Annotated in this window: 6 protein-coding genes; 3 read left to right on the forward strand and 3 right to left on the reverse strand. The window is 70.8% G+C overall.

The features are described from left to right. Window positions 1–58: 58 nt before the first annotated feature. From K344_RS23050 to K344_RS21250, 3 genes are all read right to left on the reverse strand, one after another. Window positions 59–2,821, reverse strand: coding sequence for a Calx-beta domain-containing protein (locus K344_RS23050; RefSeq protein ID WP_051362125.1), 2,763 nt, complete (start codon window positions 2,819–2,821; stop codon window positions 59–61). A 514-nt stretch (window positions 2,822–3,335) separates the two neighbouring features. Then, the gene (locus K344_RS21245) at window positions 3,336–4,061 is read right to left on the reverse strand and encodes a 4'-phosphopantetheinyl transferase family protein (protein ID WP_157622869.1); all 726 of its coding nucleotides are present in this window, start codon (window positions 4,059–4,061) and stop codon (window positions 3,336–3,338) included. Window positions 4,062–4,096: 35 nt separating this feature from the next. Beyond that, window positions 4,097–8,146 (reverse strand): non-ribosomal peptide synthetase, encoded by a 4,050-nt coding sequence (locus tag K344_RS21250; RefSeq protein WP_043114304.1) that lies wholly within the window; start codon window positions 8,144–8,146, stop codon window positions 4,097–4,099. Between the two features lie 140 nt (window positions 8,147–8,286). On the opposite strand from K344_RS21250, the gene K344_RS0110770 reads away from it, so the two are divergent. From K344_RS0110770 to K344_RS21255, 3 genes are read left to right on the forward strand one after another with little or no spacing between them, the layout of a single operon-like run. After that, window positions 8,287–9,156, forward strand: a complete 870-nt coding sequence (locus tag K344_RS0110770; protein ID WP_211234520.1) for an SLBB domain-containing protein — start codon at window positions 8,287–8,289, stop codon at window positions 9,154–9,156. Next, window positions 9,156–10,580: a GumC family protein gene (locus tag K344_RS0110775; RefSeq protein WP_028080675.1), complete on the forward strand. Its 1,425-nt coding sequence runs from the start codon at window positions 9,156–9,158 to the stop codon at window positions 10,578–10,580. Before K344_RS0110770 ends, K344_RS0110775 begins: the two co-directional genes overlap by 1 nt. Further along, the gene (locus K344_RS21255) at window positions 10,577–11,308 is read left to right on the forward strand and encodes a CpsD/CapB family tyrosine-protein kinase (RefSeq protein ID WP_043114305.1); all 732 of its coding nucleotides are present in this window, start codon (window positions 10,577–10,579) and stop codon (window positions 11,306–11,308) included. The genes K344_RS0110775 and K344_RS21255 overlap by 4 nt, the downstream gene beginning before the upstream one ends. Window positions 11,309–11,312: the final 4 nt, after the last annotated feature.

The raw sequence follows: 11,312 nt of genomic DNA on the forward strand, positions 1-11,312 counted from the left end.
CGGGATTGCTCCCGGCCCCGCGCCTCCCCCCGCGTCGCAGTGCGCGCCGTTCAGGCGTTCACTTGACGACGAACGACGTCGGCGTCCATGCCGCGTACTTCGGGTTGAACAGAGCGATCTGGCCCGTGCTGGCGCCGGCCGGGATCGTGACCTGCAGCTGCGTGTCGCTGACGACCTTGAAGGACGCCGATGACGATCCGATCGTCACCTTCGACAGACCGCTGTAGCCGTTGCCCGTCAGGGTGACCACGGTGCCGGCCGGACCCGAGGTCGGCGAGAACGTGGCGATGTACGGCTGCGTGTAGCTGGTCGCCGCGCCGTTGATGGTGACGCTCGCCGTGGCCGGCGTGCCGATCGTCGCGCCGCCGCTGACGGTGCTCAGATTCAGCGAGAACGCCTTGCTGCCGGCGAAGGCCTTGGCCGTGCTCAGCGGCACGCTGATGGTCTTCGCCGTCGCGTCGCCCGCCGCCCAGTTCAGCGTGCCGCTGGTCGCCGTGTAGTCGGTGCCGGCGACGGCCGTACCGTTGACTGTCGCGTACTTGATACTGACCGCGCCGCTGCTGCCGGTGCCGCGGGCGACACTGAGCGTCGCCATGCCGGACGACTGCGAAGCCGTGTACGCCGACGACGAGAAGGCCAGCGTGCCCGGTGAAGTCGGCGCCGTCGTCGAGCCGGTCGAGCTGCTGCCGGTGGTGACGGTAAAGGCGCTGCCCGACCAGGCCGCGTACTTCGGATTGCTCAGCGCGATCTGGCCGCTGCTCGCCCCGCTCGGCACGGTGATCTTCAGCTGCGTGTCGCCGACCACCTGGAACGTCGCCGCCGTGCTGCCGATCTTCACGCCGCTCAGGCCGGTGAAGCCCGTGCCGCTGACGGTCACCGCCGTGCCGGCCGGACCCGAGGCCGGCGCGAAGCTGGCGATGTACGGCTGCGCGTAGCTGGTCGTCGACGTCGAGCCGCTGCTGCCCGAGCCGTTGATCGTCGCCGTGGCGCTGGCCGTGCCGAGCGTCGCGCCGCCGGCGATGCCGGACAGCGTGATGTTGAACGTCCTGCTGCCGCTGAACGGCGTGGTGTTGCTGACCGCGACGCTGAAGCTCTTGCTCGCGGTATCGCCCGAGGCCCAGCTCAGCGTGCCGCTGGCCGCCGTGTAGTCGCTGCCCGCCGTCGCCGTGCCGTTGCTCGTCGCGTATTTCACGCTGACCGCACCGCTCGAACCGCCGCTGCGCGCGACGCTGATCGTCAGCGCGCCACCGCTCTGCGCGACCGTGTAGCTCGACGCGCCGAGCGCCAGCGTACCGGCCGAAGCCGCCGCCGCCGAACCGTTGATCGTCACCGAAGCAACGTTCGGCGTGGCCAGCGAAGCGCCGCTGCTGGCGCCGGACAGCGACACCGTGAAGGTCTTGCTGCCGCTGAACGGCGTCGCGTTGCTGACCGGAATGGAGATGGTCTTGGCCGCCGTGTCGCCGGCGGCCCAGTTCAGCGTGCCGCTCTTCGGCGTGAAGTCGGTGCCGGACACCGCGGTGCCGCCGGCCGTCGCGTAGCTCACCGACACCGCGCCGCTGCCGCCGCTGCGGTTGACCGACAGGCTCACCGAGCCGGCGCTCTGGCTGACCGTGTAGGCGCTCGACGCCAGCGCGATCGACGCCGCGCTCGTGCCGCTGCTGCCCCACAGCTTCTGCAGCAGCGCCATCTTGTCGGTGCGCACCTGCAGGTTGTCGTCGAGGATGCCGCCGGTGTCGCCGCTGTTCGGCGTGTAGCACCAGTAGAAACTGTCGCGCATGCCCTTGCCGATCATGTAGTCGACGAAGGCGTTCTGCCAGGCCACGTCGCGCGGATCACCGCCGACGCCGTAGCGGCCGCCCCACTCGCCGGGAATGACCGGATGCGCCGGATAGAACTGGCCGAACAGCGTCTCCCAGTCGGCCGCCAGATTGGCCGGGAAGTTGGAGGCGCTGAACGTCGACTTCACGTAGACGTCCGGACCGTAGGTATGCGGGCTCAGCACCAGCTTGTCGGCCGCGATGTTGAGCGGCTGGTAGCGCTGCGGCTGGAAGTCCTCGCCGTAGTTCATCGGGATGTTGCTGTTCTCGACGCCGTCCCAGTTGCCGTTGATGCCCTGCACGAAGATCATCAGGTTCGGATTCGCCGCGAGCACGCCGGCGGCAGCCTTCTCGGCGGCATCCTTCCAGTAGTTCTTGGTCTGCGTCATGTTGGCGTCGCCGACGCTCCAGCGCACGATGCCGTTCGGCTCGTTGTAGATGTCGATGGCGAAGAAGTGCTGCAGGTTGGCGTAGCGCGCGGCGACGAACTTGAGATCGCGGATCCAGTTGTCGACGGTATAGGCCGAGCTGTTGTAGATCAGGCCGAAGTCGGCGCTGTTGTCGACGAACCAGGTCGGATACTGGCGGTCGTTCGACACGCTGTGGAAGTCGAGCATCACGTAGAGGCCCTGGCGATCGGCCTCGGCCATCCACATGTCCATCACCTGCAGCGGCGTCTTGCCGATCAGATCCGGATTCTTGCCCGGATCGACGTAGCTGAGCTGGTCGACCGGCGTCGTCACGTACAGCGTGTCCGGCACGTACGGCAGGCGCACGGCGTTGAAGCCGAGCGCCTTGATCTGCGCGATCTGCTCCTTCCAGCCCATCGACCACAGATACTGCGGCTGCAGGATGTTGGCGTTGAAGCCGTAATGGCTGATGCCGCGGATCGGCACCTGCTGGCCATTGGCGTCGTAGATCTTGCCCTGTTGCGCGTAATAGCCGGCGGCGTCGGCCGCCGGCGCAAGCGCGCCGCAGACCGCCGCCACAATGAGCGCGCCCAACGCCCGGATTTTAAGGCTCGTCTTCATTGAGGACCTCTTGCTGAATAGATGAATCAAAAAGTTCTTCGCACCGCACGGAGCGCCGAAAACCACGCGACCAAGGTCGTCAAAGCGGAAGCGTCTGTGCGCTCACACACAACAGGAGGTAGATAATTTCTACCTGGGCGGCGTGGATGAGCGGCGCGGCCGCCGCTGACACCGGCGACCGCCGCCGTTCGTCTGTGTTTGCTCGCCAACACAGCGCAAAACCGCTCGCCGCGGCACGCCGGACGGACGCGCCGCACACCTCTTTTCGAATGGATTTCGCCCTGCTCAGACGCGGACGCAGCCGCTCCCGCTTCGCATGGCCATGCGACTCGAGGAAAAACGATGCGGGCTTGCGGCGGCTCCCTGCCGCCCTGCATGCCGGGATCGACCGGCTGTGATGCGCTGACCGACCGACCTTATCGCCGCATTGATGAATGCGGCTTGACCACCATCGGTCCGAAACCGGACACAGGCGCCGTGCGCGGGCTCAGACGCTCAGCGCAACGCCGGTGAACAGCCAGCGCTCGTGCACGAGGTAACGTGCGGGCCAGCAGGAGGGGACGCCCGGCAGCGCGCGCCGCGCGCGCAGGCGCAGATGGCCGCGCGCGTCGTCGATCGGCTCGACGCTGTCGATCTCCACGTCATGGAACTCGAGCCATTGCCGGGTCAGCGTGTACTGCGCCTTGTAGAAGGCTTCCTTGGCGCTGAAGGCGAGCGCCGCGAAGCGCTGCCGCCGCGCGGCCGGCAGCGCCTGCAGCGCCTGCATCTCGGCCGGCGTGAGAAGGTGCGACCAGATGCCCGGCTCGACGTCGTCGATGCGCTCGACGTCGATGCCGATGCTGCGATACCGGCGGCGCGGCGCGACGGCCGCCACGCAGAATCCGGTCGTGTGGCTGATGCTGCCGACCACCGTCGACGGCCAGGCCGGACAGCGGTCGGCCAGCGGCGGCAGGGCCACGCGCGGCAGACCGAGCTGCTGCAGGGCAAGGCGTGCGCAGGCGCGACCGGCGGCGAACTCGGCGAGGCGCTTGGCGCTGACCGCGCCGAGCTGACGGACTTCGGACGGCAGCAGCCAGGCGGCATCGCCGCGCGCGCGATACTCGGCGACCGCCACGCCGGCGTCGAACAAGGCCGCCAGCAGCGACGAATGCCGCACCAGGGCCGGCATGGCGCCGTCGAAACGTTCCGGCGCCGCGGCGCCGTCGGCGTCCATCGCGTCGCGCGTGGCGCGCCGCGACCCGGCGCCGCTCACGGCGGCGGACGGCGGCCGATCGTCTCCGCCATCTGCTGCACGCCGGGCTCCTGGAACATCGAGAAGTGATCGCCGTCGATGACCGTGACTTCGGCGCCGCGGCTGGCGAACGCGCTCCAGCCCATGTCCTGATCGAGCGGCCAGCGGTCCGGCTGACGGCGCGACCGCAGCAGCTGGATACGGCCGTCGAAGCGGCCCGGCGCGTAGGCTTCGTAGGCGGTACGCAGATGTTCGAGCAGCCACAGGTCGTAGTCTTCCGGCGACAGCCGGCGGCGCGCGAGCAGATCGCGCTTCGCGCGACCGCTGACCCAAGCCTGCATGCGCTTGGCGAAGCCGCGATTGGCGATGAACCGGCGCAGGCTCAGGCGGCCGCGCAGCAGATCGGCGATGTCCAGCGCGATCAGCTGCAGGCGATGCGACGTGTCGGCCAGCCGGCGGCGCAGCCAAGGCATGCGCTGCACGTAGCCCGGCACGTAGCCGTCGATGATCACCAGCTGCTCGACCGTCTCGCCGGCGGCCTGCAGCTGGCAGGCGATCTCGAACGCCAGCGCGCCGGCCACGCACCAGCCGAGCAGCCGGTACGGCCCCTGCGCCTGTTCGCTGCGGATCAGCGCGACGTAGGCGGCGGCGATCTCGGCGAAGCCGCTCGGCAGGTCGCGCGGATCGCTGGCGGGATCGAAGATCTGCAGCGTGGTGAAGGGCTGGTCGCTGCCGAGCTTGCGCGACAGCATGAAATAGATGCCGGTGTTGTTGATCGCCAGCAGCGGCCGGCGCGCGCCGCCGGTGCGCAGGCGCAGCACCGGCCGGAAGTCGTAATGCCGCGTCGCGTCCGAATCGAGCAGCGGCGCCAGCTGCGCGATGGTCGGCGCGTTGAACAGCGCCGACAGCGCGATGCGGGTGCCGAACTCGTGTTCGATGCGCGCCAGCATGCGCGCCGCCAGCAGCGAGTGGCCGCCGAGCTCGAAGAAGTTCGCGGCGCGGCCGACCGCCGCGGCGCCGAGTACGTCCATCCAGATGGCGGCCAGGCGCTGCTCGGTCGCGGTGCGCGGCGGGCCACCGTCGTCGGCCTCGAGCGGCACCGGCACGGGCAGCGCGCGCTGATCGACCTTGCCGTTCTGGTTGCGCGGCAGCGCGTCGACGATGGTGATCGCCGACGGCAGCATGTACGGCGGCAGCAGCGCGCGCGCATCGCGCATCAGCTCCTCGACGAGATCGGCGGCATCGCTGCCCGGATCGCGCAGGCTGACGTAGGCCCAGATGCCGGCGTCGCCGCGTTCGTTGCGGCCGAGCGTCGCGAACACCTCGGCCACCGCGCGATGACGCAGCAGCGCCGACTCGACCTCGCCGAGCTCGATGCGGAAACCGCGCAGCTTGATCTGCGCGTCGACGCGGCCGATGAACTCCATGCGCTCGCGCTCGCGCCAGCGCACGATGTCGCCGCTGCGGTACAGGCGTGCCTGCGGATCGTCGCTGAACGGATCGGCGACGAAGCGTGCCGCGGTGAGTTCCGGCTGGCCGGCGTAGCCGCGCGCCAGCTGCGCGCCGCCGATGTAGAGCTCGCCGGGCGCGCCGATCGGCACCGGCTCGCGGTGCGCGTCGAGCACGTAGAAGCGCAGGTTCGGCAGCGGGCCGCCGAGCGGCACGGTCGCGTACTGCGCCAGCATCGCCGCATCGATGCGCAGCACGCTGGCGTAGATGGTCGTCTCGGTCGGTCCGTAGACGTGCCAGAGCTCGCTGCCGGTCGCCAGCAGGCGCTCGGCCAGCTCGCGCGGCATCTTCTCGCCGCCGCACATGATCTTCAGCCGCGGCGCGCCGTTCCAGCCGGCGGCGAGCAGGAACTGCCAGGTCACCGGTGTCGCGAACATGATGGTGGCGCGATGGCGGCGCATGACGCTGAGCAGCGCGTCGCCGTCAACCACCTCGCGCTCGGTGGCAAGCACCAGACGCGCGCCCGCCGCCAGCGTGGCGAAGACCTCGAGGCCGGAAATGTCGAAGGCCACCGAGCTCACCGACACGAAGACGTCGTGGCGGTCGATGCCGGGCCGTTCGCGTACCGCCCACAACAGGTTGGCGAGCGCCCGCTGCGGGACCATCACACCCTTCGGCGCGCCGGTCGAGCCGGAGGTGTAGATGATGTAGGCGATGTCGTCGGGCGCCGTCGTGCGCGGCGGCGCGGCACTGCGCTGCGCGGCGATGCGCGCGGCGTCGCGGTCGAGCAGCAGCATCGGCACGTCGACCTGCGCCAGCGCCGCCGCCTCGGCGCTGCGCGTGACGATGGCGGCGATGCCGGCGCCGCCGATGATCGCCGTGAGCCGTTCCGGCGGATTGCCGGTATCGAGCGGCACATAGGTGCAGCCGGCCTTGATGATGCCGAGCAGCGTGACGACCAGATCCGGCGAACGGCGCACGAACACGGCGATCCGCTGTCCGTCACCGAAGCCGCGCGCGCGCAGTTCGTGGGCGAGCCGGTTGGCGCCGGCATCGAGCTCGGCGTACGTCAGCTGCCGGGTGCCGCAGGCGACCGCGACGGCCTGCGGCTGGAACGCCGCCACGCCCTCGAACAGATCGACGACGTTGCGCTCGAGCGGATAGTCGGCGGCGCTGCGGTTCCAGTCGACCGTGAGCCTGTGCCGCTCGGCATCGTCGAGCAGCGGCAGGCGCGAGATCGCCTGGCGCGGCTGCGCGACGATCGCCGCCAGCAGGCGTTCGAAATGCGCGAGCAGGCGCTCGACCGTCGCGCTGTCGAACAGATCGGTGTTGTGGTCGCAGGACAGCCGCCAGCCGTCCGGCCGCTCGACCATGAACAGGTTGAGATCGTGCAGCGCGCCGGCCGACACCGACGGCATGTCGATCAGCTGGAACTGCCCGTAGCGGCGGTTGCTGATGAACGAGCGCTGCATCACGAAATTGATCGAGAACAGCGGATTGCGGCTGCGGTCGCGCGGCGGCCGCAGGATCTCGATGAGCTCCTCGATCGGCATCGCGCCATGCTCGAAGGCGTCGAGCACGACATCGGCGACGCGGCCCAGCAGCGCGTCGAACGACGGATCGCCGGAAACGTCGCAGCGCAGCACCAGGGTGTTGACGAACAGGCCGATCAGCGGCTCGAGCGCCGCCTCGTCGCGTCCGGCGGCCTGGGTGCCGACCACGATGTCGCTTTCGCCGGAGTAACGATGAAGCAGCACGAGCAATGCCGACAGCATGAGCATGAACAGCGTGCAGCCCTGCTCGCGCGCGTGCGCGGCGAGCGCGTCGCTCAGCGCGCGCGGCAGCAGGCGCGAGACGATGTGCGCGTTGCTGCTGAGCACCGGCGGTCGCGGATGATCGGGCGGCAGCTCGAACTGCGGCAGATCGCGCAGCTGCCGGCGCCAGTAACGGCCGAGCCGTTCGGCGCCGCCGCCCGCCAGCCATTGCCGCTGCCGCGCGGCATGCCTGCCGTAGGACTGCGCGAGCGCCGGCAGCGCCGCCGCGCGCTGTTCCTGCTGCGCGGCGCACAACTCGCCCATTTCCTGCGCGAGCACGCCGATCGACCAGCCGTCGCAGACGATGTGATGCAGGGTGACCAGCAGCACCGAGACGTTCTCGGCCAGGCGCACGCGCACGACGCGCAGCAGCGGCGGTGGTCCGGCGAGATCGAACGGCGTGCGCGCCTCGCGCAGCGACAGCCGCTGCAGCTCGGCCTCCGCGCCCTGCCCGCCGAGGTTGCGCAGGTCAATGTCGGCGATGCGCAGCGGCACCTGCGTCTCGATGCGCTGATGCGGCTCGCCGTCGATCTCCACGAAATGCGCGCGCAGCACTTCGTGGCGCTCGATGATCTGGCGGAAGGCTTGCTCCAGCTCGGCCGTCGTCACCTGTCCTTCGAGACGCCAGCGCACGGCGACGTTGCCGGCGGCGTAGACGCCGTCGTGCAGGCGGTCGAGCGCCCAGAAGCGGCGTTGCGCGAGCGAGCACGGAAACAGCCCCGGCTCGCCGCGGCCGGCGGTGTCGGGCGCATCGACATTGCGTGAGGTGGCGCTGCCGTTCATGGCGATCTGTGAGGTATCCATCGGGAAGCCCTGACCTCCCGTTCGGCCGGCACCTTAGAGCGCGACCGGCGCGCCGTCTGTTCGAAATCGAACAGACGGCCGGCGGCGTGCCGTCAACAATCGCCCCGCAGTCCACCCTCCCACGCCGATCGAGGTCATCGATGAGTCCGCGCCTTCGCGCCGCAGCCGCCGTTACGGGTCTGGCCCTCATGCTCGGCGCCTGCGCGTCGGCGCCGCCGGCCGCCGCGCCGGCGCCCGCCGCGCCGACGCTGGTGGCGCGCCTGCCGGCCGGCGGCGCCGAGCCGCAGCTGCTGCAGCTCGGCGCCGGCGATGCCGTGCGCCTGCAGGTGACCGGGCGGCCGGAACTCGACGCCACGCTCTATGTCTCCGACGGCGGCGAGCTCGACGTGCCGATGGTCGGCCGCGTGCGCGCCGCCGGCCTGTCGCCGGCCGAGGCCGCGCGCAACATCGCCGCCGCCTACCGCGAGCGCCAGCTGCTCGTCGATCCGCAGGTGACGCTGGTGCTCGATCGCTATCAGAGCCAGCGCATCTCGGTGCTCGGCCAGGTGCGCTCGCCGGGCCGCCTGTCGCTGCAGTCGCGCACCACCGTCTTCGATGCCCTGGCCGAGGCCGGCGGCGTCACCGAGGACGCCGCCGACACCGTGTACGTCATGCGCACCGGCGCCGACGGCAATGTCAGCCGCGTCGCCGTGCCGCTGCGCAGCGGCGCGGCGGCGGCCAGCGCGCCGCTGGAACTGTCGCTGCGCGGCGGCGACGCCATCTATGTGCCGCCCGCCGAGCGCTTCTATATCTACGGCGAGGTCAACACCGCCAACATGTATCGCATCGAGCCGGGCATGACCGTGCGCCAGGCGATCTCGCGCGGCGGTGGCATGACCGTGCGCGGCAGCAGCCGCCGCGTCGAGATCACGCGGCAGCTGCCGGACGGCCGCAGCACGACCATCGACGCCAATGCGGACGAGCGCGTGCAGGCCGGCGATGTCATCCGCGTCAAGGAGCGCCTGTTCTGATGTCGAACCAGCTGCCCGCCCTGAACGTCTCGCAGTCGGTGGCCTCGATGCCGCCGCTGGTGCCGCTCACCTATGTGCACCCCGGCCTGTCGCTGGCGCAGCTGCTGGCCATCCTGCGCGCGCATCGCCGCCGCATCGCGGTGATCTTCACCGCCGTGCTCGGCCTCGCCCTCGCCGCCGCGCTGCTGCTGCCGCGCACCTACGAGGCCGATGCCACGCTGCTGGTCCGCTACGAGGTCAACGATCCGCTCGGCGGCAAGGAATTTCCGCTCGGCCTGCTCGGCGGCTACATCGCCACGCAGGTCGAGATCCTGCAGGGTCCGTCGGTGCTGCTGCCGGTGATCGAGACGCTGGGCCTGACCCGGCAACGCGACTACACGGCCGGCTTCAAGGGCGCGGCGCAGGATCTGCCGTCCTGGGTGATGGAGCGCATGCGCAAGCGGCTCGAGGTCAGGCAGGGCCCGGCCGGCAGCCAGCTGATCCACATCCAGTACAGCGCCGACAGCCCCGACGAGGCGGCGCGCATCGCCAACGCCATCGCCGACACCTACGTCAGCCACCAGAACGCGCGGCTCACCGAGCCGGCGGCGGCGCACGCGACACGCTACGCCGGGCAACTCACCGAGCTGCGCGACAAGGCCGACGCCGCGCAGCGCGCGCTGAGCGCCTTCCGCGACGCGCACACGCTGATCGACGTACAGCCGGAGATGGCCGCGCTCGACGCGCTGGAGCAGCGCCTGCGCGAGGCCGAGGATGCGCGCCGCGTCGCCGAAACGCGCGCGCGCGGCGACGTGCAGACCGGCGCCGCGGTGATGAGCTCGACGCTCGTGCAGTCGATGAAGACGCAGCTCGGCCTGCTGCTGACGCGCCGCGCCGAACTGCGCACCACGCTCGGCCCGCGCCATCCCGACATCCTCGCGCTCGACGCGCAGATCGCCGAGGCCAAGCGCACGCTCGCCGCCGAAGTGGGCGGCTACGCGCGCGGCGCCGCCGCCGACCTCGACGCGGCACGCAGCCTCGAGGCCAAGCTGCGCAAGGCGGTCGACGATCAGCGCACGCGCACGCTGCAGATCCGCGAGCTGCAGGATCAGGCGGCGCGGCTCGAGATCGAGGTCGCGTCGGCGCAGGCCGTGTACAAGCGCGCGCTCGACGGCTACGACCAGGTCGCCTTCGCCTCGCAGAGCCCCTACAACAACATCGGCATCGAGAGCCGCGCCAGCAAGCCGCTGCGGCCGGCGAGTTCGCGCGGGCTCAAGCTCGCCGTGCTCGGCGTCGGCCTCGGCGCCGCGCTCGGCGTCGGCCTGTCGCTGGTCCTCGAACTGCTGCGGCGCCGCGTGCGCTGCCGCGACGACATCGAGCGCGACCACGGCATTCCGGTGCTCATGGAGTTCGCCGCGCTGCCTTCCTCCGGAAGCCGCCCATGAGCATCGTCAACCGGGATTCCGTTCTTCTGCATTCGCGGCACGCGATGCCCGATCCGGCGATGTCCGTCGAGCCGGGCCGCGACAGCCTGCCCGCGCGGCGCGGCCGCGCCGCCGCGCAGCTGATCGTCGCGCACCAGCCGTTCGACGCGCGCAGCGAACGCGTGCGCGCGCTGCGCACGGAACTGCTGCTGCGGCGCAGCGCCGGTGATCGCCTGTGCATCGCCCTGCTCAGCCCGCGTGCCGGCGAAGGCCGCTCGCAACTCGTCGCGGAACTGGCGATCGCCTTCGCCAAGACCGGCCGCCCGACGCTGCTGGTCGATGCCGATCTGCGCCGGCCGGTGCAGCACGAACTGTTCGGTCTCGATTGCCGTCCCGGCCTCGCCGATGCGCTGCAGGACGGCACGCCGCCGCTCCTGCACGGCGTCGAAGCGCTGCCTTCGCTGACGCTGCTGACGGCCGGCCGCGCGACCGCCAATCCGCTCGAACTGCTCGCCGACGATCGTTTCGCCACGCTGGTCGAAGGCTGGCGCGCGAGCTTCAACTACGTGCTGTTCGACACGCCGGCGGTGAGTGATTTCAGCGACGGCCTCGCCGTCGTCACGCTGGCCGGCCAGGCCCTGACCCTGTCGCGCGCGCAGTCGACGCCGTACCACGACGCGCGCGAACTGCTGAAGCGCCTGGCGGCGACGCAGGCGCGCGTGCTCGGCGCCGTCATCAATCACTTCTGAGCCC

This window comes from Solimonas soli DSM 21787 (genome assembly GCF_000474945.1).
Taxonomy (GTDB): Bacteria; Pseudomonadota; Gammaproteobacteria; order Nevskiales; family Nevskiaceae; genus Solimonas; species Solimonas soli.

Bases quoted from the DNA above. Each gene is read 5' to 3' on its own strand.
- K344_RS21255 (WP_043114305.1), top strand. From the start codon at position 10,577: ATGAGCATCGTCAACCGGGATTCCGTTCTTCTGCATTCGCGGCACGCG.
- K344_RS21245 (WP_157622869.1), bottom strand. From the start codon at position 4,061: ATGGACGCCGACGGCGCCGCGGCGCCGGAACGTTTCGACGGCGCCATG.
- K344_RS21250 (WP_043114304.1), bottom strand. From the start codon at position 8,146: ATGGATACCTCACAGATCGCCATGAACGGCAGCGCCACCTCACGCAAT.
- K344_RS0110775 (WP_028080675.1), top strand. From the start codon at position 9,156: ATGTCGAACCAGCTGCCCGCCCTGAACGTCTCGCAGTCGGTGGCCTCG.
- K344_RS0110770 (WP_211234520.1), top strand. From the start codon at position 8,287: ATGAGTCCGCGCCTTCGCGCCGCAGCCGCCGTTACGGGTCTGGCCCTC.